The organism is Sodalis sp. RH19, from assembly GCF_047324215.1.
GTDB lineage: Bacteria > Pseudomonadota > Gammaproteobacteria > Enterobacterales > Enterobacteriaceae > Acerihabitans.
Window position 1 is genome coordinate 265,349 of the sequence record NZ_CP178734.1, and the last position, 26,870, is coordinate 292,218.

24 protein-coding genes are annotated in these 26,870 nt (G+C 58.2%); 18 read left to right on the plus strand and 6 right to left on the minus strand.

Annotated features, from left to right (window positions below):
• The first annotated feature begins 281 nt into the window (after positions 1-281).
• Positions 282-665, plus strand: a complete 384-nt coding sequence (gene grcA, locus ACL2XF_RS01255; protein ID WP_410013969.1) for an autonomous glycyl radical cofactor GrcA — start codon at positions 282-284, stop codon at positions 663-665.
• A gap of 366 nt (positions 666-1,031) precedes the next feature.
• On the opposite strand, the gene srmB is transcribed toward grcA, so the two are convergent.
• The gene (srmB, locus tag ACL2XF_RS01260) at positions 1,032-2,387 is read right to left on the minus strand and encodes an ATP-dependent RNA helicase SrmB (protein WP_413721190.1); all 1,356 of its coding nucleotides are present in this window, start codon (positions 2,385-2,387) and stop codon (positions 1,032-1,034) included.
• 132 nt (positions 2,388-2,519) lie between these two features.
• On the opposite strand from srmB, the gene ACL2XF_RS01265 reads away from it, so the two are divergent.
• Positions 2,520-3,317 (plus strand): tRNA1(Val) (adenine(37)-N6)-methyltransferase, encoded by a 798-nt coding sequence (locus ACL2XF_RS01265; RefSeq protein WP_413727847.1) that lies wholly within the window; start codon positions 2,520-2,522, stop codon positions 3,315-3,317.
• A 32-nt stretch (positions 3,318-3,349) separates the two neighbouring features.
• On the opposite strand, the gene nadB is transcribed toward ACL2XF_RS01265, so the two are convergent.
• Positions 3,350-4,990 (minus strand): L-aspartate oxidase, encoded by a 1,641-nt coding sequence (gene nadB / locus ACL2XF_RS01270; RefSeq protein WP_410013972.1) that lies wholly within the window; start codon positions 4,988-4,990, stop codon positions 3,350-3,352.
• Positions 4,991-5,412: 422 nt separating this feature from the next.
• Between nadB and rpoE the strand changes: the two genes are divergently transcribed.
• The 11 genes from rpoE (at position 5,413) to acpS (ending at position 14,886) form a co-directional block, all read left to right on the plus strand.
• Positions 5,413-5,988 carry an RNA polymerase sigma factor RpoE gene (gene rpoE, locus ACL2XF_RS01275; RefSeq protein ID WP_162368415.1) on the plus strand — a complete coding sequence of 192 codons (576 nt, stop codon included), beginning with the start codon at positions 5,413-5,415 and terminating at the stop codon, positions 5,986-5,988.
• Between the two features lie 28 nt (positions 5,989-6,016).
• Positions 6,017-6,670: an anti-sigma-E factor RseA gene (gene rseA / locus ACL2XF_RS01280; protein WP_410013973.1), complete on the plus strand. Its 654-nt coding sequence runs from the start codon at positions 6,017-6,019 to the stop codon at positions 6,668-6,670.
• Complete coding sequence (gene rseB, locus ACL2XF_RS01285; protein ID WP_410013974.1) at positions 6,670-7,635, plus strand: sigma-E factor regulatory protein RseB; 966 nt, start codon at positions 6,670-6,672, stop codon at positions 7,633-7,635. The genes rseA and rseB overlap by 1 nt, the downstream gene beginning before the upstream one ends.
• A complete protein-coding gene (rseC, locus tag ACL2XF_RS01290) occupies positions 7,632-8,108 on the plus strand; it encodes a SoxR-reducing system protein RseC (protein ID WP_413721187.1) in 477 nt (158 codons plus the stop codon). Before rseB ends, rseC begins: the two co-directional genes overlap by 4 nt.
• A 298-nt stretch (positions 8,109-8,406) precedes the next feature.
• Complete coding sequence (lepA, locus tag ACL2XF_RS01295) at positions 8,407-10,206, plus strand: translation elongation factor 4 (RefSeq protein ID WP_413727848.1); 1,800 nt, start codon at positions 8,407-8,409, stop codon at positions 10,204-10,206.
• A 15-nt stretch (positions 10,207-10,221) separates the two neighbouring features.
• Positions 10,222-11,199: a signal peptidase I gene (gene lepB, locus ACL2XF_RS01300; RefSeq protein ID WP_410013977.1), complete on the plus strand. Its 978-nt coding sequence runs from the start codon at positions 10,222-10,224 to the stop codon at positions 11,197-11,199.
• Between the two features lie 185 nt (positions 11,200-11,384).
• Entirely contained in the window at positions 11,385-12,065 is a 681-nt protein-coding gene (gene rnc, locus ACL2XF_RS01305) for a ribonuclease III (protein WP_162368421.1), read from the plus strand.
• Positions 12,062-12,967: a GTPase Era gene (gene era / locus ACL2XF_RS01310; protein WP_410013978.1), complete on the plus strand. Its 906-nt coding sequence runs from the start codon at positions 12,062-12,064 to the stop codon at positions 12,965-12,967. Before rnc ends, era begins: the two co-directional genes overlap by 4 nt.
• Positions 12,968-12,978: 11 nt before the next feature.
• The gene (gene recO / locus ACL2XF_RS01315; protein ID WP_410013979.1) at positions 12,979-13,725 is read left to right on the plus strand and encodes a DNA repair protein RecO; all 747 of its coding nucleotides are present in this window, start codon (positions 12,979-12,981) and stop codon (positions 13,723-13,725) included.
• A gap of 43 nt (positions 13,726-13,768) precedes the next feature.
• Positions 13,769-14,500, plus strand: coding sequence for a pyridoxine 5'-phosphate synthase (pdxJ, locus tag ACL2XF_RS01320; protein WP_410013980.1), 732 nt, complete (start codon positions 13,769-13,771; stop codon positions 14,498-14,500).
• A complete protein-coding gene (gene acpS, locus ACL2XF_RS01325; RefSeq protein WP_410013981.1) occupies positions 14,500-14,886 on the plus strand; it encodes a holo-ACP synthase in 387 nt (128 codons plus the stop codon). Before pdxJ ends, acpS begins: the two co-directional genes overlap by 1 nt.
• A 139-nt stretch (positions 14,887-15,025) precedes the next feature.
• Here the strand turns inward: acpS and ACL2XF_RS01330 are convergent, their stop codons facing one another.
• Both ACL2XF_RS01330 and ACL2XF_RS01335 read right to left on the minus strand, forming a co-directional pair.
• A complete protein-coding gene (locus tag ACL2XF_RS01330) occupies positions 15,026-15,286 on the minus strand; it encodes a YfhL family 4Fe-4S dicluster ferredoxin (RefSeq protein WP_410013982.1) in 261 nt (86 codons plus the stop codon).
• A 423-nt stretch (positions 15,287-15,709) separates the two neighbouring features.
• A complete protein-coding gene (locus tag ACL2XF_RS01335; RefSeq protein WP_410013983.1) occupies positions 15,710-16,018 on the minus strand; it encodes a hypothetical protein in 309 nt (102 codons plus the stop codon).
• A 592-nt stretch (positions 16,019-16,610) separates the two neighbouring features.
• Between ACL2XF_RS01335 and ACL2XF_RS01340 the strand changes: the two genes are divergently transcribed.
• A complete protein-coding gene (locus tag ACL2XF_RS01340) occupies positions 16,611-17,045 on the plus strand; it encodes a GtrA family protein (RefSeq protein ID WP_413727849.1) in 435 nt (144 codons plus the stop codon).
• 100 nt (positions 17,046-17,145) lie between these two features.
• On the opposite strand, the gene ACL2XF_RS01345 is transcribed toward ACL2XF_RS01340, so the two are convergent.
• Positions 17,146-17,994, minus strand: a complete 849-nt coding sequence (locus tag ACL2XF_RS01345; RefSeq protein WP_413727850.1) for a MurR/RpiR family transcriptional regulator — start codon at positions 17,992-17,994, stop codon at positions 17,146-17,148.
• A 180-nt stretch (positions 17,995-18,174) separates the two neighbouring features.
• On the opposite strand from ACL2XF_RS01345, the gene murQ reads away from it, so the two are divergent.
• The 3 genes from murQ (at position 18,175) to tadA (ending at position 20,518) form a co-directional block, all read left to right on the plus strand.
• Positions 18,175-19,116 (plus strand): N-acetylmuramic acid 6-phosphate etherase, encoded by a 942-nt coding sequence (gene murQ, locus ACL2XF_RS01350; RefSeq protein WP_410013986.1) that lies wholly within the window; start codon positions 18,175-18,177, stop codon positions 19,114-19,116.
• A 192-nt stretch (positions 19,117-19,308) separates the two neighbouring features.
• Positions 19,309-19,947, plus strand: coding sequence for a phosphatidylglycerophosphatase C (yfhb, locus tag ACL2XF_RS01355; RefSeq protein ID WP_410013987.1), 639 nt, complete (start codon positions 19,309-19,311; stop codon positions 19,945-19,947).
• A gap of 55 nt (positions 19,948-20,002) precedes the next feature.
• Positions 20,003-20,518, plus strand: a complete 516-nt coding sequence (gene tadA / locus ACL2XF_RS01360) for a tRNA adenosine(34) deaminase TadA (RefSeq protein WP_410013988.1) — start codon at positions 20,003-20,005, stop codon at positions 20,516-20,518.
• Here tadA and mltF read toward each other — a convergent pair.
• The gene (gene mltF / locus ACL2XF_RS01365) at positions 20,508-22,058 is read right to left on the minus strand and encodes a membrane-bound lytic murein transglycosylase MltF (RefSeq protein WP_413727851.1); all 1,551 of its coding nucleotides are present in this window, start codon (positions 22,056-22,058) and stop codon (positions 20,508-20,510) included. The genes tadA and mltF overlap by 11 nt on opposite strands.
• A gap of 304 nt (positions 22,059-22,362) precedes the next feature.
• Here mltF and purL point away from each other — a divergent pair, with 304 nt between their 5' ends.
• Positions 22,363-26,250, plus strand: coding sequence for a phosphoribosylformylglycinamidine synthase (gene purL / locus ACL2XF_RS01370; RefSeq protein ID WP_413727852.1), 3,888 nt, complete (start codon positions 22,363-22,365; stop codon positions 26,248-26,250).
• The last annotated feature ends 620 nt before the right edge of the window (positions 26,251-26,870 follow it).

A 26,870-nucleotide genomic window follows, 5' to 3' on the forward strand; every position in this document is an offset into this window, starting at 1 on the left:
GAATCTTTTCCGCCGCCAGGGGCACGCCAACAAAATAAATAAAGCTTAAAAAAAAGTTAAATTAGTGAAAGTGATAAATAACTCAAAAATTGATATAAAACAAAAACATGACTTTTTGATGCGTTTCTTTACTACGGATAAATTGATTTAAATCAAGGAAACGATGCCGATTGGCTGGTATACAGTCAGTTAGACAAATTGGTTTTACCAAATACCCAAGCAGCCGGTAGCCTACCGGACGACGACGGGCAGATTTTGTAGCCACACCATGGAGACATTCTATGATTATCGGAACTCAAATCACCAAGGCCGACAACAAAGCATTGGTTAACTCTTTCTGGCTGCTGGATAACAGCATTGAACAGGCCCGTTGCCTGTGTGCCGTTGCCGGCTACGCCGACGATCAGGTCGTTGCCTTAAGCGAACTGGGCAATATCGAATACCGTCAAATTCCGCTAGAAGCCAAGGAAACCGTACGCGTGGAAGGCGGCCAGCATCTGAATGTCAACGTGCTGACCCGTGAAACCCTGGAAGACGCCGTGGCCAACCCGGACAAATATCCGCAGCTGACCATCCGTGTCTCGGGCTATGCCGTGCGTTTTAACTCGCTGACGCCTGAACAGCAGCGCGATGTCATTACCCGTACCTTTACCGCCGCCCTTTAACGGCGTCGCGGTGTATAAAAGGGAGCCTAGGCTCCCTTTTTGATTTCCGCTATTTCCGCACGGCAAAGACTCTGTATTAAAATCAATATGTTGCGTTTAGAAATGCTGAATTCCCGTCTGGATCAAAATATGAATATTCACCCCCTGCGCCTATTTTGACCAATGCCATTTTATGGCAAAACTATCTTTAACCTAATGAAATAAATTGTTTTTTTCATTCATTTACGCCGCGCTTGTTTGTGGCGCGCGCAGCTTTCAGCCGGAAATTAGCTGATTTAGGCGAAAAATGGCTTAAGGCGTTGAAACTTACCCCTAAGGCGACAAAAAAGCCGCCCGTGCGGGCGGCTTTTCAGGGCGCGTGATGGTTTATTCATCATGCGGTTTTGGCGTAACGGCCGCCGCCGCATCCTCCGCGGCCGATTTTGGCGCCCGGCGTTTGCCGATATTGCGCTTATCGCGTAAACGCACCTTGACCTTAACCTTGTCCTTCATCTGGCTCAGCTCTTTTTTCTCTTTGCGTTTGGCCAGCACTTTTTTCGAAGGTTTACCGGTGGTTTTTTCGGCCGGCGCACGGGTGACGGGACGCAGTTCATCCACCACCCGCGCTTTCAGCGGCTCGTTCAGGTAGCGGCTGATTTTACCCAACAGCAGATGATCGTGCGCCTCCACCAGAGAAATGGCCGAGCCTTTGCGTCCGGCGCGGGCGGTACGGCCGATACGGTGCAGGTAGACGTCGGCGGTGGTCGGCAAATCGAAGTTGATGACATGGCTGATATCGTCGATATCCAGGCCGCGCGCCGCCACGTCCGTCGCCACCAGCACGTTCATCCGCCCGTCGGTCATGCGGTTGATGGCTTCATTGCGTTTGGCCTGCACCATTTCGCCTTCCAGATAGCATGTGGCGATGCCGGCCGCGTGCAGCCAGCCGACCAGTTCATGCACCCGCTCGCGTTTGCGTACGAAAACGATAGCCTTGGTCACGTCCGGCAGTTTGAGCAGATGGGCCAGCAGGGCGGTTTTATGCTTGATATCGTCGGCGCGATAATACCATTGGGTGATCTTTTTACGCTCGCGCCGTGAGGGCGATGCGTCGATTTCCACCGGATCGTTTAGCAGCCGCTCGGCGAAATCCTTGACCGCGTTGCCCTCCAGGGTGGCGGAAAACAACAGGGTCTGCTTGCGCCAGCGGGTTTCGGCGGCGATCAGCTCCACATCCTGCGCAAAACCCATTTCCAGCATGCGATCCGCTTCATCCAGGATCAGCGTTTCCACCGCGCGGCAGTCAAAATTTTCTTCCTTGATATATTGCAGCAGCCGGCCGGTGGTGGCCACCACGATATCCTGGTTGTCGCTGAACACGATGGCATGATTCATAAACGCCACGCCGCCGGTGATGGTGGCGATGTCCAGGTGCGTATGCGCGGCGAGTTCCTTGGCCTGTTCCGCCACCTGCATGGCCAGCTCGCGGGTAGGGGTGATAATCAGTACCCGCGGCGGGCCGGATTTCCGGCGGGGGAAATCAAGCAGGTGCTGCAATACCGGTAACAGATAGGCGGCGGTCTTGCCGGTACCGGTAGGCGCCGAACCCAATACGTCGCGCCCGTCCATCGCCGGCGGGATCGCTTCGGACTGAATGGCGGTGGGGCGCTCGTAACCTTTATCGCGCAGTGCGGCGATCAGGCTTTCATGCAGGTCGAGTTCGGAAAATTGGGTTACAGTCATGGTCTACCTCTGGTTGGGGCGCAGATTATAGACGGATCGCGGATAATCTTCATCTGTTTCCGCGCAAACGGATGATTTCATCCGCGGCCGGTTTGCCATAAAGTACCCCGATATGTCCCAAAGAGCCTAATAATGATCGAATCGTTAAAACAGACTATGCCGCTGCGCCGGGACGGTTTTACCTTCAGGCAATTTTTTGTCGCCCACGACCGTTGCGCAATGAAAGTGGGGACCGACGGCGTGCTGCTGGGGGCCTGGACGCCCCTGGGCACGGCGCGGCGGGTGCTGGATATCGGCGCCGGCTGCGGCCTGATCGCTCTGATGGTGGCGCAGCGCGCGGACCCTGGCGTGCGCATTGACGCCGTCGAGCTGGACCCCGCCGCCGCCGGACAGGCGGGGGAAAATTTCGCCGCCAGCCCGTGGTCGTCCCGCTTGCGCATTTTTAACGGCGATATACTGGACTTTGCGCCGCAGGCGACGCCGGGGTTTTCCGCGCAACGCGGCGGGAAAGAGGATCCCGGGGCGGGATATGGGCTGATCGTCAGCAATCCGCCTTATTTTCCGGTCGGTTTGGCCACCAGAAGCGCTGAGCGCGATAAGGCGCGTTACACGGCGACCCTGACCCACCGGCGCCTGCTGGATGCCGCGCGGCGGCTGGTGGCCCGCGACGGCCTGTTGACGCTGGTATTGCCGACCGCTACCGGCGAAGAGGTCATTGCCATGGCGCAGCGCGGGGGCTGGCATTTGCATTATCGCACCGACGTGGCCGATCGCGCGGGAAAACCCTGTCATCGGGTGCTGCTGGGCTTTTCGCCGCAGGCGGGAGAACTGACGTATACGACATTGGCGCTGCGCGCTGGCGACGGCGCTTATTCCGCCGCCTATCGCGCACTGACCGACGGGTTTTATTTATCCCGGCCGGCAGGGTAGGACCGGCGGGCGGGCCGCCGGTTTGCCATGGATCAGGGATGCAGGATGGTCGGCTGCGGGTTGGCGGCCATTTCCGGATAATCCAGGGTGTAATGCAGGCCCCGGCTTTCTTTACGCAGCATGGCGCTCTTGACGATAAGCTCGGCCACCTGGGTCAGGTTGCGCACTTCCAGCAGGTTATTCGAGATACGGAAGTTGGAATAGTACTCGTCGATTTCCCGCTGCAGCAGGTTAATGCGATGCAGGGCGCGCTCCAGGCGTTTGGTGGTGCGCACGATACCCACGTAATCCCACATAAACAGCCGCAGCTCGTGCCAGTTATGCTGTAGCACCACCTCCTCGTCGGAGTTGTCCACCCGGCTCTCATCCCAGGCCGGCAGCTGTTTGGCCAGCTTGATGGCCGGCAGGCGCGTGCGGATATCCTCCGAGGCCGACCAGCCGTAGACCAGGCATTCCAGCAAGGAATTGGACGCCAGGCGATTGGCGCCGTGCAGGCCGGTATAACTCACTTCGCCGATGGCGTAGAGTCCGTCGAGATCGGTGCGCCCGTGCTGATCCACCATTACGCCGCCGCAGGTATAGTGTGCCGCCGGCACGATGGGAATCGGCTCTTTGGTCAGATCGATATCCAGCGTCAGCAATTTTTGGTAAATCATCGGGAAATGCTGGCGGATAAAGTCCGCGGGCTTATGGCTGATATCCAGGTACATGCAGTCGGCGCCCAGGCGCTTCATTTCATGGTCGATGGCGCGGGCCACGATATCGCGCGGCGCCAGCTCGGCGCGCTCGTCGAAATCGGGCATAAAGCGCGAGCCGTCCGGACGTTTCAGGTAGGCGCCCTCGCCGCGCAGCGCCTCGGTAAGCAGGAAATTACGCGCCTGGGGATGGAACAGGCAGGTGGGGTGGAATTGGTTGAATTCCAGATTGGCCACCCGGCAACCGGCGCGCCAGGCCATGGCGATGCCGTCGCCAGACGAAATATCGGGATTGGTGGTGTACTGATAAACCTTCGAGGTGCCGCCGGTAGCCAGCACCACGGCTTTGGCCCGGCAGGTTTCCACGCGTTCCTTTTCGCGGTTCCAGATATAGGCGCCGACCACGCGCCGGGTGCCGGGCAGGCCGATTTTATTGGAACTGATCACATCCACCGCGTTGCAGCGTTCCATAATATGGATATTGGGATGATTGGCCGCCTGGGAAACCAGGGTGGTTTCCACCTCTTTGCCGGTGGCGTCCGCGGCGTGCAGGATGCGCCGGTGGCTATGGCCGCCCTCGCGGGTCAGGTGATAGCGCTCATCGGGAGACGTGCCGGCATGGTGTTCCGTTTCCACGCCGCCGGTGCCGGTGCCGGATTCCGTATCGAACAACACGCCCTGGTCTATCAGCCACTGTACGCAATGACGGGCGTTGCCGGCGATGAATTCCACCGCCTCGCGATCGCACAGGCCGGCGCCGGCGATCAGCGTATCCTCGACGTGGGAGGCGATAGTATCGGTTTCATCGAACACCGCCGCGATCCCGCCCTGGGCATAATAGGTTGATCCTTCGTTAAGCGGGCCCTTGCTTAAAACCATGACCTTACAATGTCCCGCGAGACGCAGCGCCAGTGAAAGACCGGCGGCGCCGCTGCCAATGACCAGCACGTCGGTTACATGTTCAGTTAAAGGTTGCATAATGGGGTGGTTACCCTGCCAGAAATAATAGTTTTCCGATGTTAGCACTGTATGATTTAGGGCTGAACCGCTAATTGCTGATATTTTACCCGTGGGGGTATTTACGCATGTTTACTGACATCCGGAGGATTTCACGGTACCCTGCGCTTTCAATAGGGTGCCGGGCGTAAACGTGCCGCTTCGGCAGAGTGATTTCAGGATTCTGACACTATAAAACTTTATTTCATGATAGTCTGACTGCTTCCCGGCCAACGTGCTGGCGCGCCGAGATCCGTCCCCGATTACATTTAACAAAAAAGACAGGCGGGACGGAACTTTATGTATAGCGTAAACTCCAAACGGGAGCTTGCTCGTGTTATGGGTTTAGAGGCTGGCGGTACTATTTTTCGCGTGGAGATAAATTTGAGGAGAATTTACCTCGGATGAGCGAGCAGTTAACGGATCAGGTGCTGGTTGAACGGGTACAAAAAGGCGACCAAAAAGCGTTCAATTTACTGGTCGTTCGTTACCAGCACAAAGTGGCGAGCCTGGTATCCCGATATGTTCCCCAGGGGGATGTGCCGGATGTGGCCCAGGAATCGTTTATCAAAGCTTATCGCGCCCTCGAGTCATTTCGGGGGGATAGCGCTTTTTATACATGGTTGTATCGTATCGCTGTTAACACGGCTAAAAATTATCTGGTTGCTCAGGGCCGGCGCCCACCGTCAAGCGATGTGGACGCCAACGACGCCGAAAATTATGAAAGTGCCGGCGCGTTGAAAGAAATATCGAACCCTGAGAATTTAATGTTGTCTGAAGAGTTGCGACAGATAGTGTTTCGCACTATCGAAGGGCTTCCCGAAGATTTGCGTATGGCAATCACGCTTCGGGAACTGGATGGCCTGAGCTATGAAGAGATAGCGTCCATCATGGATTGCCCGGTGGGAACGGTAAGATCGCGAATCTTCCGTGCGCGCGAAGCTATTGACAACAAAATTCAACCGCTGATTCAGCGATAACGATGGCGGCAGGAGAAGGTACCCACGCATGCATAACGAAAAGCTTTCCGCTCTTATGGATGGGGAGTCGTTCGATAACGAACTGCTCAACGAATTATCCAGGGATGATAAGTTACAACAAAGCTGGCAACGGTATCATCTGATTCGCGATACCCTGCGCGGGGACATCGGCGCGACGCTGCATCTCGATATCGCCGACCGCGTCGCGCAGGCTATCGCCCGTGAGCCGGTCCGCCTGGTGCCCGATGCGGTCAAGGAATCGCAGCCGCAGCCCGAGACCTGGCACAAGCTGCCGTTCTGGCATAAAGCCCGTCCCTGGGCCGCGCAGATTACGCAAATCGGCCTGGCCGCGTGCGTGTCGCTGGCGGTGATTGTGGGCGTGCAACACTATAACCAGCCGGTCAACAACGATACCCAGCCGGAAGCGCCGGTGTTCAATACGCTGCCGATGATGGGCCAGGCGTCTCCGGTCAGCCTGGGTGTGCCTTCGGCGACCAACACCGCTGATAACGGTTCCCAGCAGCAGGTGCAGGAACAGCGCAAGCGTATCAACGCCATATTGCAGGATTATGAACTGCAGCGTCGGGTTCACTCCACGCAGCTGCAATTCGACCAGCATGAAACCCAGCAGGCCGCGGTACAGGTGCCTGGTACCCAGTCTTTAGGAATGCAACCGCAGTAATGAAGCCATTTTGGTGTGCTGTGTGTTTAATGACAGGCAGCCTGCTCTTTTCCTCCAGCGCGACCGCCGCCGATACGCCGGCCATGGCGCCCGGGGCGTTGTTGCAGCAGATGAGCCAGGCCAGCCAGTCATTGAATTATGAGTTTGCTTTTGTCAGCGTCAGCAAGCAGGGTGTCGACTCCTTACGCTTTCGTCACGCGGTGTATCAAAAACATCGCCTGGCCCAGCTGCTGCAAATGGACGGTCCCCGCCGCGAAATCTTACAGCGTGATAACGAGATCAGCTTTTTCGAGCCTGGTCTGGAGCCTTTTACGCTGGCCGGCGATCATATCGTTGATTCTCTCCCTTCTATCGTTTACGCTGATTTTGAACGCCTGGCCCAATTCTACGATTTTATTCCTGTCGGCCGCACCCGGGTTACCGATCGTCTGTGCGACGTGGTACGGGTTGTGGCGCGGGACGGCACGCGATTTGGTTATGTGCTGTGGATTGACGCCGCCACCAAATTGCCGCTGCGCGCCGATCTGCTCGATCGCGACGGCGAGGCGCTTGAACAGTTTCGCGTGATTTCGTTTATCGTGGATCCGCAGGTGCAGTCCCTGATGCAAGGTCTGGAAACGGTCAACCTGCCGCCGCTGCTGGCTATGCCCGCCTCGGAGAAAGCGGAGTTTGACTGGACGACCAACTGGCTGCCGGCGGGCGTGAGTGAAGTCTCGCGCAGCCGCCGTACATTGCCCGGCATTAACGTGCCTATCGAGACCAGGCTGTTTACCGACGGATTGTTCAGTTTCTCGGTAAATGTCTCGCAGGCGCAGCAGGGCGACGCGGAGCGGTTTATCCGCACCGGCCGGCGCACCATACACACCGAGGTGCGCGACAATAAAGACATTACCGTTGTCGGCGAATTGCCTCCGGCTACCGCCAAACGCATTGCCGACGGCGTTTTATTTAAGGCGCAACCATGATCAAAGAATGGGCGACGGTTATCTCCTGGCAGCAGGGTGTGGCGCAACTGCGCTGCGAACAGCGTTCCGGCTGCGGCAGCTGCCACGCCAGCAGCAGTTGCGGCACCAGCATCCTCAATAAAATGGGGGCTGACTCAGCGCATCAGCTAAAGGTGGAAAGCAAGCATCCGCTGGTGCCGGGGCAGCGGGTGGAAGTCGGCATCACCGAGGCCAGCCTGATCCGTTCTGCGCTGCTGGTCTATATGCTGCCGCTGGTGGGCCTGATCGGCTGCGCGGCCATTATGCAAGGCTGGTTTAATACCGACCTCGCCGCGGCCTGCGGCGGGCTTATGGGCGGTGTCGGCGGGTTTATGCTGGCGCGGTTTTTTGCCCGGCGCATCGGCAACGACCGCGAATACCAGCCGGTGATTTTGCAAGTCGCGCTGCCGCCGTCCTCGTTTTATCTCCGCCGTGAAACCCCATCCAGGGACTAAGGCCGTCTGGCCTTGCGGCCCCCATTACGACTTATGCCACTCCATACCATGATTAAAGCCGACGTCATTGCGCCTGATGATCTTCGCCGATGGCAATCTTGAGTAGCGCGAGGGATCGCGGGCATGGCTCGGCGATGCGGGAAGGGGGCTGTCATCGATGCTAACAGCGCCCACCTTTAATGATTTGTCCTTTCAGTGTAAGATGCCTCCATATTTTCACGGGTGGTTTGTACTTGTGCCCACGTCCGTGCCCATTGTCCTATTTTTTATCAAAAATACCCGAGAAAATTCCTTATAAATGAAGAACATTCGTAATTTCTCCATTATTGCCCATATCGACCATGGTAAGTCGACCCTATCCGACCGGCTGATCCAGACCTGCGGCGGCCTGGCGGAACGTGAAATGGAAGCCCAGGTCCTGGATTCCATGGACCTGGAGCGTGAACGCGGCATTACCATCAAGGCCCAGAGCGTAACGCTCGACTACAAAGCCAACGACGGCCAGATTTATCATCTTAATTTTATCGACACGCCGGGCCATGTGGATTTTTCCTATGAGGTTTCCCGTTCCCTGGCCGCCTGCGAAGGCGCGCTGCTGGTGGTGGACGCGGGGCAGGGCGTGGAAGCGCAGACCCTGGCCAACTGCTATACCGCCATGGAAATGAATCTGGAAGTGGTGCCGGTTCTGAACAAAATCGATTTACCCGCCGCCGATCCCGACCGGGTAGCACAGGAAATCGAGGATATCGTCGGCATCGACGCCACCGACGCGGTGCGCTGTTCGGCCAAGACCGGCGTGGGCATCCCCGAGCTGCTGGAGCGGCTGGTGCGCGATATCCCGCCCCCGCAGGGAGACCCGGAAGCGCCCCTGCAGGCGCTGATTATCGATTCCTGGTTTGATAACTATCTGGGCGTGGTGTCGCTGGTGCGGGTGAAAAACGGTACCCTGCGCAAGGGCGACAAAATCAAGGTGATGAGCACCGGCCTGACTTATAACGCCGACCGGGTGGGCATATTCACCCCCAAACGCATCGATCGCGACATCCTCAGGTGCGGCGAGGTGGGCTGGCTGGTGTGCGCCATCAAGGATATCCTGGGCGCGCCGGTGGGCGATACCCTGACCCTGGCCCGCCAGCCCGCCGATAAGGCGCTGCCGGGCTTTAAAAAGGTCAAACCGCAGGTGTATGCGGGCATGTTCACCATCAGCTCCGACGACTATGAGGCGTTCCGCGACGCGCTGGGCAAACTCAGCCTCAACGATGCCTCGTTATTCTACGAGCCGGAAAGCTCCACCGCCCTGGGTTTTGGTTTTCGCTGCGGCTTCCTCGGCCTGCTGCATATGGAGATCATCCAGGAACGGCTGGAACGCGAATACGACCTGGAGCTTATCACCACCGCGCCCACGGTAATCTACGAAGTCGTGACCACCGATAACCAGACCATTTACGTCGACAGCCCGTCCAAGCTGCCGCCGCTGAATAATATCCTTGAGCTGCGCGAGCCTATCGCCGAATGCCACATGCTGTTGCCGCAGGAGTTCCTGGGCAATGTGATCACCTTGTGCATCGAGAAACGCGGTATGCAGACCAATATGGTCTATCACGGCAACCAGGTGGCGTTGACCTATGACATTCCCATGTCGGAGGTGGTGCTGGACTTTTTCGACCGGCTGAAATCCACTTCGCGCGGCTACGCCTCGCTGGACTACGGTTTTAAGCGGTTCCAGACCTCGGACATGGTGCGGGTGGATATCCTTATCAACGGCGAACGGGTGGATGCCCTGGCCCTGATCACCCACCGCGACAATTCCCAGCGCCGCGGCCGCGATATCGTGGAAAAGATGCAGGAGCTGATCCCGCGCCAACAGTTCGATATCGCCATTCAGGCCGCCATCGGCAATCACATTATTGCCCGTTCCACCATTAAGCAATTACGTAAGAATGTCCTGGCGAAATGTTACGGCGGCGATGTCAGCCGTAAAAAGAAATTGCTGCAAAAACAGAAAGAAGGCAAGAAGCGCATGAAGCAGGTGGGGAACGTCGAGCTCCCGCAGGAAGCGTTCCTGGCGATCCTGCATGTTGGCAAAGACAGTAAATAACCCAAAGGAGTTGGCATGGCAAATATGTTTGCCCTGATCCTGGCAATAGCCACCTTGATAACCGGCATTATCTGGTGCGTGGATCGATTTAAACTGGCACCGGCGCGCCGCATCAGGCAGGCGCAGTTAAGCACGGCCGCGGAAGGTGACGCGGCACAGAACAAGGCCTTGCTGAAAAAGGCCAAACAGCCGGGCTGGGTTGAAACCTGCGGTTCCATATTCCCGGTATTATTGGTGGTATTTATTGTACGATCATTTATTTACGAGCCGTTTCAAATTCCTTCCGGTTCCATGATGCCGACGCTGCTGGTGGGGGATTTTATCCTGGTGGAAAAATTTGCCTATGGCATCAAAAATCCCATTACCCAGACGACGCTGATACCGACCGGTCATCCGCAGCGCGGGGACATCGTGGTATTTAAATATCCGCCCGATCCCAAGCTGGATTATATTAAACGGGTGATTGGTTTACCGGGCGATCGGATTATTTACGATCCCCTGAACAAAAGCGTGACGGTACAGCCGGGCTGCGCCAATAATTCGTCCTGTTCCAGCGCATTAGCGGTGACTTATAGCGACATGGCGCCGAGCGATTTTGTCCAGACCTTTGATTCCACCGGCAGCGGCGAGTCCGCCACCGGCTTCCTGCAGGTCCCGCCCGATCAGCAGGTGGACGGCGGCATCCGCCTGGCGGAGCGCACCGAGACCCTTGGCAACGTGACGCACCATATCCTGACGGTGCCGGGCCAGCAGGATCAGGTGGGAATGTATTACCACCAGCGCAATCAGCAACTGGCGGAATGGTCGGTACCGGACGGGCAGTATTTTATGATGGGCGATAATCGCGACGACAGCGCCGACAGCCGTTTCTGGGGATTTGTTCCGGAAAAAAACCTGGTTGGCAAAGCGACCGCGATTTGGATGAGTTTTGAAAAACAAGAAGGTCAATGGCCCACCGGCGTGCGTTTACGGCGGATTGGTGCAATACATTAATCAAATACGTTTTTTAAGCGAAGCATTATTATGCTTCCCGTTGTAGAATACCCCCTTCTGGCAATAAAGACTGGCCCCCGATTCGGGGGCCACTGCACACGAAACAGCTTTGATCCGGTATTGTCCCGACAGGCCTGTTCCGTCTGCTGTAGTTATTTGACGCATGGTTGAGTTATTGGTAACGCATGAATCCCATCTTAATAAACAGGCTCCAGAAAAAACTGGGCTACACTTTTCAACAGCATGAGCTTTTGTTACAGGCCCTGACACACCGAAGCGCCAGCAGCAAACATAACGAACGGCTGGAATTCCTGGGGGATTCCATATTGAGTTTTGTTATCGCCAATGCGCTGTACCTGCGTTTTCCGCGGGTGGACGAAGGCGATATGAGCCGGATGCGCGCTACGCTGGTGCGTGGCAATACCCTGGCCGAGATGGCGCGCGAGTTTGAACTCGGCGAGTGCCTGCGCCTGGGGCCGGGCGAATTGAAAAGCGGCGGATTTCGCCGCGAATCCATTCTAGCCGATACGGTGGAAGCGCTGATTGGCGGTATTTTTCTTGATAGCGATATTGAAAATATCGAACGCCTGATCCTCAATTGGTATCAAAGCCGCCTGGACGAAATCAGCCCCGGCGACAAACAAAAGGATCCGAAGACCCGGCTGCAGGAATATTTGCAGGGGCGCCATTTGCCGTTACCGACTTATCTGGTGGTTCAGGTGCGTGGCGAGGCGCATGACCAGGAATTTACTATTCACTGCCATGTCAGTGGCTTGCCGGAACCCGTCGTGGGCAATGGCTCAAGCCGCCGTAAAGCCGAACAGTCAGCCGCCGAGCAGGCGCTGAAAGAGCTGGAGCTTGAATGAACGAAGATAAAACCTATTGTGGATTCGTGGCGATTGTCGGACGGCCTAACGTGGGCAAGTCCACCCTGCTGAACCAGTTCCTGGGGCAGAAGATCTCCATTACCTCGCGCAAGCCGCAAACCACGCGCCACCGCATTATGGGCATTCATACCGAGGGGCCTTACCAGGCCGTCTACGTCGACACCCCCGGGCTGCATATTGAAGAAAAACGCGCCATTAACCGGTTAATGAACCGCGCCGCCAGCAGCTCCATGGGCGACGTGGAACTGGTGATTTTTGTCGTGGAAGGCACCCATTGGACGCCGGACGATGAAATGGTGGTCAACAAGCTGCGCGGCGTAAACTGCCCGGTGGTGCTGGCCATCAATAAAGTGGACAACGTCACCGACAAAAGCAAGCTGCTGCCGCATATCACGTTCCTCAGCCAGCAGATGGATTTTCTTGATGTGGTGCCTATTTGCGCCGAAACCGGGATGAATGTCGATACTCTCGCGGGTATAGTGCGTAAGCATATGCCCGAGGGCGAACATCAGTTCCCGGAAGAATATGTCACCGACCGCTCGCAGCGGTTTATGGCCTCGGAAATCATTCGCGAAAAGCTGATGCGTTTCCTGGGCGAAGAGCTGCCGTATTCGGTGACGGTCGAGATTGAGCGTTTTATCACCAACGAGCGCGGCGGTTATGATATCCACGGCCTGATTCTGGTGGAGCGCGAAGGCCAGAAGAAAATGGTTATCGGCAACGGCGGCGCCAAGATCAAGACCATCGGTATCGAAGCCCGTCAGGATATGGAAACCATGTTCGAGAACAAGGTGCATCTTGAACTGTGGGTCAAGGTTAAATCCGGCTGGGCCGATGATGAACGCGCCTTGAAAAGCCTGGGTTACGGCGACGACGTCTGAGGAACCCGCCGATGGAAGGCTGGCAGCGCGCATTCGTCCTGCATGGACGCCACTATAGCGAAACCAGCCTGCTGTTGGATTTTTTTACCGAAAACGACGGACGGGTGCGTATCCTGGCCAAAGGGGCGCGCTCCCGGCGTTCCGCCCTTAAAGGCGTGCTGCAGCCGTTTACGCCGTTGCTGATCCGCTGGAGCGGACGCGGCGAGGTGAAAACCCTGCGCAGCGCCGAACCGGTCTCCATGGGACTGCCTCTTACCGGTCTGATGCTCTACAGCGGCCTTTACACCAACGAACTGCTTTCCCGCGTGCTGGCGCACGAAACCGATTATTCCTCGCTGTTTTTTGATTACCTGCACTGCCTGCAAACCCTGGCCGGCGCCAGCGGCTCGCCTGAACCCGCGCTCCGGCGCTTTGAGCTGGCCCTGCTCGGGCACCTCGGCTACGGCGTGGATTTTCTGCACTGCGCCGGCAGCGGCGAACCGGTCAGCGATGAGATGACCTATCGTTACCGCGAGGAAAAAGGGTTTATCGCCAGCGTTATCATCGATCATTACAGCTTTACCGGCCGCGAGCTGCGCTCGCTTGCCGCGCGTGAATTCGCCGATATCGCCACCCTGCGCGCCGCCAAACGCTTTACCCGCATGGCCCTCAAACCCTACCTGGGCGGCAAGCCGCTGAAAAGCGCCGAGCTGTTTCGTCAATTCATGGCCCGGAAACCCCCGCTGAAAACGTTGCCCAACGGCGGCCCCTCCAGTTAAACTGGGATCTTTGGATCCACGCGTCACAGTAACCGAGGATGGTATGTCAGCACTGTTATTAGGCGTCAATATCGATCATATCGCCACCCTGCGCAACGCGCGCGGCACGGCTTATCCCGATCCGGTGCAGGCGGCGTTTATCGCCGAGCAGGCCGGGGCCGACGGCATCACCGTGCATTTGCGCGAAGATCGCCGCCATATCACCGATCGTGACGTGCGCCTGTTGCGTGAAACGCTGCATACCCGCATGAACCTGGAAATGGCGGTAACGGACGAGATGGTCGCCATCGCCTGCGCCACGCGTCCCGACTTCTGCTGCCTGGTGCCGGAAAAACGCCAGGAAGTCACCACCGAAGGCGGGCTGGACGTGGCCGGACAGCGGGCGAAAATGGCCGATGCTGTGGCGCGCCTTGCGGCGGCCGGCATCCAGGTTTCATTATTTATCGACGCCGACGAGGGACAAATCGCCGCCGCCGCCGCCGTTGGCGCTCCGTATATTGAAATCCATACCGGCGCCTATGCCGACGCCGCGAATGACCACGCGCGCCAGGTTGAATACGAACGTATCCGGCAGGCCGCGGTCTATGCCGCCGGCCTGGGCTTAAAAGTCAATGCCGGCCATGGCCTGACCTATCATAATGTCCAGCCGATCGCGGCGCTGCCGCAGATGCATGAGCTTAATATCGGCCATGCCATTATCGGCCGCGCGGTCATGAGCGGCCTGGCCGGCGCGGTGGCGGAAATGAAACGGCTGATGCTCGCGGCGCGCGCCTGATGGCTATCCTCGGCATCGGCACCGATATCGTTGAGATTGAGCGAATCGAGGCCGTGGTGGAGCGCAGCGGCGACCGCTTCGCGCGCCGCATTCTCAGCGACGCGGAGTGGGCGCAGTACCAGGCCCATCGGCAGCCGATACGCTTCCTGGCGAAACGTTTTGCGGTAAAAGAGGCGGCGGCCAAGGCTTTCGGCACCGGCATCCGCAACGGGCTGGCGTTTGCGCAATTTGAGGTGGTCAATGATGTACTGGGTAAACCCGGCCTGAAACTCTATTTACAGGCCGCCGCGCTGGCGATTAGCCTCGGGGTCACCAGCGTCCACGTTACGCTTGCCGACGAACGGCGCTACGCCTGCGCGACGGTGATTATCGAGGGCCAGGGCTGAAATCAGGGCGATAGGGAACCGGCATGGCAGGGGATAACCCAGGCCGGCATCAGGGCGATTATCGACGCGCGGGCGGCAATGACGAGGTGTAGGGGATGGCGCTTTATCTGGCTGGCAGAGAACGTCTGGCGCGTGGCCGTCAGAGTCGATCGCCGTGGTACATGACGACAAATTTTTCCCATAGCTGTTCGCTGCTCTCGCTACGCGCGGGATCCGGCAGGATGGTATTATCGATCGGGCACACTTTCTGACAGGTGGGCGTGTCGTAATGGCCGACGCACTCGGTGCAGCGGTTGGGGTCGATCTCGTATATCTGCGCGCCCATGGTAATGGCCTGGTTCGGGCATTCCGGCTCGCACATATCGCAATTAATGCACTTCTTGGTAATGAATAAAGCCATATCAATAACTTAGGTAATATCTTATTATAAATCATCAAGAGGACGGGTTGCTTATCAGCACGCCATTGTGAAAAGCATGTGTATTAATACAGTTCAAATCACATTAAAAACCAAAGCAGCAAAGGATTTTTAATGACGGGCACAGTACCACAAAGTACGTTAAAGGCCAATAATACGGGATTTTTAGCCGCAACCGCGTTCAGGCACGGCGGTAAACCGCCTGACGCAGGCGCGCGGTGAAGCCGGTGTTGCGGCGGCTAAAAATCATTTTTGCCCCCGCGCTGAATAAGTACCTGTGGCCCAAGGACGAAAAGAGCACCCCCCCGTATCTCATTATCCGGCCATGGCTTCAAGGTACTTTGCTTAACGCTACAATAGATTTTTAATAGCATACCTGCCGTTTTCACGCACAGGCGGCCTTTTTTATATCATCCGGCATAAATAGCCGCCGCCTGGGAAATAGGTGCCATCGTATTTCTTCGGGTGCGGGTGGTAGCCGATGGCTTTACCGTTGCCATCGCGGGCACAGGCGTTATCACCTTCCTGCTGCTGGTTCTTTGGTACGGCTCCGAATAATCCCGGATCGTTCCAAAATTGTTTTTGACCGGCGGCCGTGACGATTTTTGGTGAAACGTTGGAAGGCTGTTCTCCCGGCGTCCCGCTTAAATAGCTGCATCCTGAAGACATAAGGATTAAAAAAGACAAGGGTATTAAAAAAATAGATTTATTCATTGTTATTTATTCCTGGGTATGTTTGTTCTACCCGAAACCCTGGAAAGGGTTCCTGGTCGCAAAATGGTTATTTTATTTTTTAAACTTTGATGCTTTTCTGTTAAAAAATATAACGGCGTCAGTTTGCATGTGAGCCCAGTGATATTCAATAAAGAGGGGATGAAAAGTGAGTGAAATTTAAATGCATATGAAATTTTATAAGTAAAATAATGATGTGAAATGAATGTCCTATAACGCTTATCAGGATAAAGTGACGTTTTTATAATCAATATTGCGACGATTTTTATCAATGTCCCCTTGCATTAACTCCCTTTCTTATTATGACCTCTGGCGGTGCGCTTGACGTTTACATCAGCATTATCCGCCTGGGGGGCGCACGCTTGCGGCGGTGCTTTATCTCACGGGCCAAACGTGGTTATCATTTACTGACGCGGCTTTTGGCAAAACGGTTTTACGCTCAGGAAAGGAGGCCGCTGGCGTGAATTTGAGATACAGTATCGGCAATGCTCCTGCGCTTCGCGGCGCCCAGACAAAAAATCAACATGGCCGGCCCTGATGCCTTATGGGCAGCAGCACACGTTGAGTGGAAAATATGCAAAAAATTAAAGAACTGTTCTTCTTCGGTATGATTGGTGGTGTCGGTTTTATCGTCGACTCGGGAGTGCTGTATCTATTAAAGGATGCGTTAGGCCTGTATGCCGGACGCGGGGTGTCTTTTGTCTGCGCGGTGCTGACCACGTGGATCCTGAATAAAATGATTACCTTTCGCCAAAGCCGCAGTGGTCGCTCGGCCCTGTCCGAGGCCATCAGGTACGGTATATGTATGCTTAGCGGCGGGGCGGTCAATTACCTGACCTATTGGTTTCTGGTGTCCTGTTATGCCTTGGTACAGCAGTACCCGATTTTGGGGGTGGCGGCGGGTAGCCTGACCGGGATGGTATTTAACTATTCCACCGCCCGGTTTTTTATCTTTAATCAGAAAACCCGCCTGTCGGCGTCCCCTGACGGCAAGCCGAACCCGCGCTGACCGCGACGGGGCTACGCCTTTGGCACGGGCGCATTGAATGCTGAAACCGGCTGGGGATGCGGCCGGGGCCGCGCCGGCGCATCTCTCGTCAGGATGGGGATTATACTAATTTTTTGAGCAGTTCTTCGCTATGGCGGATGCGCTGCGGCGCATTTTCCAGGTCGCGCTGCACCAGCGCCATAAACAGCAGATCGGTCAGCGATTGCTGAGCGATGGTGGAGGAAATGGCACCGCTGCGCTGCGCCTGTTCTTCCGCCACCGTGTAGAGGGCGATATCGGCGTGCTGTTGCAGCGCATTAGGCGAGAAGTGAGTGATTGCCATCACCCGCGCCCCTACCCGGTGCGCCTCCTGCGCCGCCAGGTTAATCTCGCGGCGCGCGCCGCTAAAGGAGATGGCCAGCAGCAGGTCATGGGGGCTGACCGCCTGGATGGTGGCCAACAGTACGTGCATGTCGGTTTCCGCCACCGCCGACATGCCGATTTTCATCAGCTTATAGGAGAAATACTTGGCCACCAGGCCGGATGCGCCGATGCCGACGATAATCACCCGGCGGGCCTCCTGCAACATGGCCGCCGCCTGGCGGAGTTTTTCCTCGCTATTGATATCAAGCGTCGCCCGCAGCGCGGCCACTTTTTCCGTCAGCAGCTTTTCGCCCACCGCTTTCAGCGGATCGTCGCTTAAGATATGGTTATGCACCCTGATGGACGGCAGCTCATAGGCGCCGGCCAAGGTTTCGCTGAGCGCCAGTTTTAACGCCGTAAAGCCTTTGTAACCCAGCTTTTGCGCGAACTTCACCACGCTTGACTGGCTGACGCCTGCCTGTTCGGCGACTTTTTGCGAGCTGAGATGCCTTGCCTGGTCGGTTTGCGTTAAAAGATAATCGGCCAGCTTGCGGTCGTTGAGCGATAGCGAGCGATATAGCTGACGAATACGAAGCACACTGCTCATAACAAAAGACTCATAACGAAAAACTCATAAAACAACGGCCCATTAACAAGGGATTATAAATAAAGCGCCCAGGGTGAACATGCATGTCGAACCCTGCCATGGCCATTCCGCTCCGGAGACGACAGAGTACAGAATTTTCTCGCCTGCCGGAATTTAATATTCAATAATAGATTCAATTAAATGAATAAAAAATTCAATGGTGACGAGATGAACAATGATGTGGCAACCTTGGGCGCGTTGGTATCGGAGACCCGTAATCCGGCCTCGATGAACCTGGATATGCTCTCCACCCTGCAGATGGTGACGTTGTTTAATCAACAGGATCGCCTGGTGCCGGAGGCCATCGGCCGCGAATTACCCGCCATCGCCGGGGCGGTGGATCTGGCGGCGGCGGCGCTTGCCGCCGGCGGTCGCCTGATCTATCTGGGCGCCGGCACCAGCGGCCGGCTGGGCGTGCTGGACGCGGCTGAATGTCCGCCCACCTTCGGCGTGCCCGAAGGCATGGTGGTGGGGCTGATCGCCGGCGGGCCGGGCGCCTTGCTGAAAGCGGTGGAGGGGGCCGAGGATAGTCTGACCCTGGCCCGGGATGATTTGCAGGCCATCGGACTGCGCGCCGTGGATATGGTGGTCGGGCTGGCGGCATCGGGCCGTACCCCGTACGCGATCGGCGGTTTGCGCTATGCTGCGGGGCTGGGGTGTCCCACGGCGGCCATTTCCTGCAATCCCGGTTCGCCGCTGGCCCGTGAGGCGCGTATCGCCATTTCGCCCGTGGTGGGCCCCGAGGTGCTGACCGGCTCCACCCGGATGAAGTCCGGCACCGCGCAAAAGCTCGTGCTGAATATGATTTCCACCGGCGCCATGGTGAAACTCGGTAAGGTCTATCAAAATCTGATGGTGGATGTGAAGGCCACCAACATTAAACTGGCGGATCGCGCCTGCCGTATTGTGGCCGAGGCGACCGGCTGCGATACGGCGCGGGCCGGTGAAATCCTCGCGTTGACCGGCTATGCGGTGAAACCGGCGATTTTGATGATCCTCACCGGCGCTGACGCCGACGAGGCGGCGCGCCTGCTGTCGGAGCACCGGGGCTATTTGCGCCATGCCCTTGATGCCGGGAAATAAAACACCGTTTTCAGGGCGCGGTAAATAGGCTACATCCACCAGTACTGTCTACACTGATAACAACCGTATGCGCATGCGCGTATTTTTCCCCTTCCGGCGCCGGACATGTTTTCCGTGGGCCGGCATGATCGTTACCCTGGCGACGGGGACGGACGCCCGGGATCATAAGATATTTTAACCGGAGGAGTTGTTTTGAGTCGCACAGCAGCCTCGCGCATAGTTTTTTTCGATTTGGACGGCACGCTGCATCAACAGGATATGTTCGGTTGTTTTCTGCGTTATCTGCTGCGCCACCTGCCGCTGAACGCCATCCTGGTCCTGCCGGTATTGCCGGTCGTCGGCATCGGGCTATTGGTGAAGGGGCGCTCGGCGCGTTGGCCGATGAGCCTGTTGTTATGGGCAATTACCTTCGGCCACAGCGAAGCCCGGCTTATCAAGTTGCAGCAACGTTTTGTCGTCTGGTTCCGCCAGCGGGTCACCGGCTTTCCCATCGTGCTGCAGCGCCTGAACGACTATTTGGCCAGCCAGGATGCGCAGGTGTGGCTGATCACCGGCTCGCCGGAACCCTTGGTGCAAGGAGTGTACGCCGACGCGCTGTTTTTGCCGCGGGTTAAGCTTATCGGCAGCAGGATGACCCGCCGGCACGGCGGCTGGGTATTGACCCTGCGCTGCCTGGGGCATGAAAAAGTGGCCCAGCTCGAGCGCGAACTGGGCACGCCGCTTAAGCTGTTCAGCGGCTATAGCGATAGCCAGCACGACAGCCCGCTGCTCTATTTTTGCGAACATCGCTGGCGCGTCACCCGCGAGGGCGAGTTAAAACAACTGGATTAAAAAATCCCTTTATCCCTGTATAATCACCGGCTGCGAATCATCCGGGAGAACAGATATGCACGGCGAACAGGGCGACGAAAGCTGGATGCGCCATGCCCTCTCCCTGGCCGGCCGGGCCGAAGGCGAGGGCGAGGTGCCGGTGGGCGCGGTGCTGGTGCTGGACGGCCGGGTCATCGGCGAAGGCTGGAATCGTTCCATCGGGCGTCACGATCCCACCGCCCATGCGGAAATCATGGCGCTGCGCCAGGGCGGGGCGGTGCTTGGCAACTACCGGTTGGTGAATACCACGCTATACGTCACGCTTGAACCCTGCGTAATGTGCGCCGGCGCGATTATCCATGCGCGCGTCGGCCGGCTGGTCTTCGGCGCCAGGGATGAGAAAACCGGCGCGGCGGGTTCGTTGTGCGATGTGCTGCGCCAGCCGGGCATTAATCATTGCGTGGCTATTACCGAGGGCGTACTAGCCGGGGCGTGCTCCGCCCAGCTGAGCGCGTTTTTCCGTGCCCGCCGCGAGGCGCATAAAGCGCGCCGCCTGGCGCTGAAGTCCCAGGACCCGACGATTACGGAATAACGCCGCCGGGCCGGATCCAGGGCGGCGCGGCCACGGCGCCGGTCGCATTGGGCGGGAACAGTCCGGTGATCTGCGGCGGGATTTTCGCCGGCGCCGGGCCGGGCGTCGCGGCCGGTGACGGGGCTAGCGGTTCAGCCTCGGTCGCCGCCAGCTGCGCCGCCTTTTTCTCTTTCTCTTCCAGGTAGCCGTTCAGGCTCATTTCGTAGCGCCGGATATTTTCCACGTAATTGTAGGCTTGCTGGCCGCGCGCATAGCCGTAAGTGGTTTGCTGATAGTAGCGCGGCTGGCTGAGCATCGGCAGGCGCAGCTTGACGTCCACCCAGCTGTCGGGATTGCCCTGCTGCTTTGCCGTCAGGGCGCGCGCGTCCAGCATATGCGCATAACCCATATTATAGGCGGTCAGCGCAAACCAGATTTTTTCATCCTCGGGAATGGTATCGGGCACTTTTTGCATCATGCGTTCCAGATACAGCGCCCCGCCCCGGATGCTTTGTTCAATGTCCAGCCGATCGGTAATGCCCAGGCTATCGGCGGTGGCGCGGGTCAACATCATCAGGCCGCGCACGCCGGTGGGGGAGACGGCCTGGGGATTCCAATGGGATTCCTGATAGGAGATGGCCGCCAGCAGTTTCCAGTCGATTTCCTTGGCATATTGCTGGAACAGCCCTTGCAGCGTCGGCAGCGTGGCGTCGATGGAGGTCAAAAAGGTCTTGGTGTCCACGTAATCAAAACTGCCCACGTGGCCGAGATATTTTTCCTCCAGCCGCGCCATGGTGCCGTCCGCTTCCTGGCCGCTGAAAAAATCCAGCAGGGCGGCGGAAAGGTTGTCGCTATTGCGCCGCGGCAGATACCAGGTGACCGGCTCCTCGTCGCTGACGTCGAAGGCCACGGCCAGTTGCGGATGCACCCGTTGCAGCAGGCCGACGGTCGCCGAATCCACCAGCGTATAATCGAGCTTGCCTTCGGCCACCTGCTCCAGCAGCGCCTTGCTGCTGAGATCGGAGGATACCTCCCATTGCAATTGCGGATATTTTGTTTCCTTCAGGCCGCGCAGCAGCGAGATATGCGCCGACCCGGAGGAGACGGCCAGCCGGCCCTGCAGGGCGCCGAGGTTTTTCGGCCGCGGCTGGCCCAGGCGGTACACCAGTTGCTGGGAAACGTAATAATAGGCGGGGCCGGTGGTAAAACGCTGCAGGCGGTCGTTATTGTAGAGCAATCCGGCGGCGAGCAGATCGGCATCGTCGTTGTCCAGATCGTCGAACAGTTCATTGAGGGTATGGCGCTGGCGGATGACCAGCCTGACCCCCAGATAATCGGCGAAACGCTTCGCCAGTTCGTAATCGAAACCGGTTTGCTGGTTGTTGGCGGTATAAAAGCTCAGCGGAGCGTCGATGGTGCTGACGCGCAGCGTTCCCCTGGCTTTTATCTGGCTGAGTTTATCGTCCTGCATGCTGTGCCAGGGGACGTTTAACCACAACGCCCAGGTCAGCAAGACGGCGATAACGCCGGTCACGACATAATTTAATTTAAAACGCTTCAAATAGTTATCTCTCGCCGGGGCGATTTTATCGCGGTCTGTGATCGCGGTGTTATTATCTTTTTTTCCCTGGGGTCGGAGCATTTTGCTTAACAAAACGCCAAGGTGCAAATTTATTGCATTCCCGCCGCGGGGACGTTTTAACAAGAAGAATCGCAACAATAACCGCGCAAACGGTTTCGTCCGCCGCCGGGATTCTCTATAATGGCGCGCGTTTCCCCCCTGAAGCTGCGCTAAAGATGCGCCCCATGGCAAGCCGTACCCGAGCACCTTTGGTCGCCGGTTCAAAGACGAGAGATCTTTTATTATGGAAATACTGCGTGGTTCGCCCGCTCTGTCGGCATTTCGTATCAACAAGCTATTGTCCCGCTGCCAGGATGCCCGGCTTCCGGTCAGCGATGTCTATGCTGAATATGTCCACTTTGCCGACCTGAGCGCGCCGCTTTCCGCCGACGAGCTTGCCCGGCTGCAACGGCTGCTGAAGTATGGCCCCTCTCTCGCCGAACATGCGCCCCAGGGCCGGCTGCTGCTGGTTACGCCGCGTCCCGGCACATTATCCCCCTGGTCGTCGAAGGCCACCGATATCGCCCATAACTGCGGGCTGGCGCAGGTCAAGCGCCTGGAACGCGGGCTGGCGTTTTATTTCCAGGGCGCGTCGATGACCGGGGACCAGTGGCGGCAACTGGGGACGTTGCTGCATGACCGGATGATGGAAACCGTCTTCAGCGAGCTGGAGCAGGCCCAGGCGCTGTTTGCCCACCACGAGCCCGCGCCGGTGCGCACCGTGGCTATGCTCGCGGACGGCCGCGACGCCCTGGAGCAGGCCAACCAGACGCTGGGGCTGGCGCTGGCGCCGGATGAAATCGACTACCTGCTCGAGGCGTTCACCCGCTTGGGCCGCGATCCCACCGACGTTGAGCTGTATATGTTCGCCCAGGCCAATTCCGAACATTGTCGCCATAAAATCTTCAACGCCGATTGGATTATCGACGGCCAGGAACAGCCGAAGTCGCTGTTTAAAATGATCAAGAACACCTTTGAACAGACGCCGGAGTTTGTCCTGTCCGCCTATAAGGACAACGCCGCGGTCATGGAGGGACCGGCGGTGGGACGTTTCTTCGCCGCACCCGGCAGCGCCCGTTACGATTATCACCAGGAAGCGGCGCATATCCTGATGAAGGTGGAAACCCATAATCATCCCACGGCTATTTCACCCTGGCCCGGCGCCGCCACCGGCTCCGGCGGCGAGATACGCGATGAGGGCGCCACCGGCCGCGGGTCCAAGCCCAAGGCCGGCCTGGTGGGCTTTTCCGTCTCCAACCTGCGCATTCCCGGTTTCGGCCAGCCGTGGGAAGAGGATTTCGGCAAGCCGGATCGCATTGTCAGCGCGCTGGATATCATGACCGACGGTCCGCTGGGCGGCGCGGCGTTTAACAATGAGTTCGGCCGCCCCGCGCTGACCGGGTATTTCCGCACTTATGAGGAGCGGGTCGACAGCCATAACGGCATCGAGCTGCGCGGCTACCATAAGCCCATTATGCTGGCGGGCGGCCTCGGCAATATTCGCGACGGCCATGTGCAGAAAGGAGAGATCACCCCCGGCGCCAAGCTTATCGTGCTGGGCGGCCCGGCGATGAATATCGGTCTCGGCGGCGGCGCGGCGTCCTCGATGGCGTCCGGCCAGTCGGACGCCGATCTCGACTTCGCCTCGGTGCAGCGCGACAACCCGGAAATGGAGCGCCGCTGCCAGGAGGTGATCGACCGCTGCTGGCAGATGGGCGACGACAATCCTATTTTGTTTATCCATGACGTCGGCGCCGGCGGGCTGTCCAACGCCATGCCGGAGCTGGTCAGCGACGGCAATCGCGGCGGGCGTTTCCAACTGCGGGATATTCCCAACGACGAGCCCGGCATGAGCCCGCTGGAAGTCTGGTGCAATGAATCGCAGGAACGTTATGTGATGGCGGTGGCGCCTGAACAGCTGGCGGCCTTCGAGGCCATCTGCCGCCGCGAGCGCGCGCCCTTCGCGGTGATTGGTGAGGCGACGGAAGAACTGCATCTCAGCCTGGACGACAGCCATTTCAACAACCGTCCCATCGATTTGCCGCTGGACGTGCTGCTCGGCAAAACCCCGAAAATGACGCGCGACGTTGTCCGGCTGCCGGTGGCGGGCACGCCGCTTAACCGCGGCGGCATCGAGATGGCCGAGGCGGTAAAACGGGTGCTGCATCTGCCGGTGGTGGCGGAAAAAACCTTCCTGATTACCATCGGCGATCGCACGGTCACCGGCATGGTGGCGCGCGATCAAATGGTCGGGCCGTGGCAAGTGCCGGTGGCGGACTGCGCGGTCACCACCGCCAGCCTGGACAGCTATTACGGCGAAGCGATGGCCATTGGCGAACGCGCGCCGGTGGCGCTGCTGAATTTTGCCGCCTCGGCTCGGCTGGCGGTGGGCGAAGCGCTTACCAATCTGGCGGCGACCCAGATTGGCGATATTAAACGCATCAAGCTTTCCGCCAACTGGATGGCCGCCGCCGGCCATCCCGGCGAGGATGCCGGCCTGTATGACGCGGTCAGGGCGGTGGGCGAGGAGCTTTGCCCGGCGCTGGGCCTGACCATTCCGGTGGGCAAGGATTCGATGTCGATGAAAACCCGCTGGCCGCAGGGTGCTGAGCAGCGTGAAATGACGTCGCCCATGTCGCTGGTGATTACCGCCTTCGCCCGGGTGGAAGACGTGCGCGGCACGGTAACCCCGCAGCTGCGCGCCGGGCAGGATAACGCCCTGTTGCTTATCGATCTGGGCGCCGGGCATCAGGCGCTGGGCGCCACCGCCCTGGCGCAGGTCTATCGCCAGCTGGGCGACGATACGGCGGACGTGCGCGACGTGGCGCAGCTGGGCGGCTTTTATCGCGCGCTGCAGCAACTGGTGGCGGACCGCGTTCTGCTGGCGTACCACGACCGTTCCGACGGCGGCCTGCTGGTGACGCTATTGGAAATGGCCTTTGCCGGCCATTGCGGCCTGGATATCGATATCGCGGCCCTTGGCGAGGATACGCTGGCGGCGTTATTTAATGAAGAGCTTGGCGCGGTGATCCAGATCGCCGCCGGCGATCGGGATCGCGTCGAACAACTGTTCGCCGACCATGGCCTGGCGGATTGCCTGCGTTATCTCGGCCGGGCCGAAGCGGGCGACCGGGTGGTTATCCGCCGCGCCGACCGCGCGGTCTATAGCGAAAGCCGCACCCTGCTGCGCACCTGGTGGGCGGAAACCACCTGGCAGATGCAGCGTCTGCGTGATAACCCCGACTGCGCCGACGAGGAGCACGCCGCCAAGCAGGATGATAGCGATCCGGGCCTGAATGTCGCGCTGAGCTTTGACCCGGCCGAGGATATCGCCGCGCCTTATATCGCCAGGCAGGCGAAGCCCCGGGTGGCTATCCTGCGCGAGCAGGGGGTGAATTCCCATGTGGAGATGGGCGCGGCGTTCCATCGCGCCGGCTTTGACGCCATCGACGTGCATATGAGCGACCTGCTGTCCGGGCGCCGTGATTTGCAGGAGTTCCAGGCGCTGGTGGCCTGCGGCGGCTTCTCCTACGGCGATGTGCTGGGCGCGGGGGAGGGCTGGGCCAAATCCATCCTATTCAATCCGCGCGTGCGCGACGAGTTCGAGGCGTTTTTCAACCGTCCGCAAACCCTGGCGCTGGGGGTGTGCAACGGTTGCCAGATGATGTCCAACCTGCGCGAGCTTATCCCGGGGGCCGAACTGTGGCCGCGCTTCGTGCGCAACAAGTCGGAACGCTTTGAAGCCCGCTTCAGCCTGGTGGAGGTGACGCAAAGCCCCTCGTTATTGTTGCAGGGCATGGTCGGTTCCCGCCTGCCCATCGCCGTATCCCACGGCGAAGGGCTGGTGGAGGTGCGCGATGCCGCGCATCTGGCGGCGCTGGAACATGCGGGCCTGGTGGCGCTGCGGTTCGTGGATAACACCGGCAAGGTTACCGAAACCTATCCGGCCAATCCGAACGGGTCCCCGAACGGCATCACCGCCGTGACCAGCGCCAACGGGCGGGTCACTCTGACCATGCCGCATCCTGAGCGGGTATTCAGGACGGTGAGCAATTCCTGGCATCCCGGCGAGTGGGGCGAAGACGGTCCCTGGATGCGCATGTTCCGCAACGCGCGCAAACAGCTGGGCTAAGCCGGCCGTGGCGCTCACGGCGCGCGCGGCGGCATCCTGTGCGTGCCGTGGCGCCGTCCCGTCAGAGGCTAATCAGCGGCTGTCGGCTCGTTGCCGGCGCTTTTTTTTCACGTACTCCGCCGGTGGGGCAGCCGAAAGCAAAGTGTCGCTTTAATTCATTTCTTAAGATAATTCTGTCTCTTTTTAGAGACACTTAATTAATTGTTTTTTAATGATATTTTATTTTACTGCGATTTATGTCTCTTTCGGGAGACAAACGGCGGCGCCGGCCCGGGCAGTACAATGCGGTATAGGGGTCGGTACCAGAAAATGTTATTTATTTTCAACGTATTATAAAATTATTTTATTTGTGGCATGAATGCTGCATACTATGGCCCAGTTGCTCATTCACCCCGATATGACAGCGCCGTTTACGCTTAACCAACGGCTATTGCTTCATAACTACCGAATGACGCCAAAGAACGGTGCCTATCGTCCAACATACCGATAATTGCCTTACGGCTTTATCACCCACAGGACGACACGTTGAGTGAGGCACCCCCTATTCCGATAAAAAAGCACTTGCCCGCGGGCCAAGTGCTTTTTTTATGCTTTCTTCAAGCCACCGAACCGGATAGCAT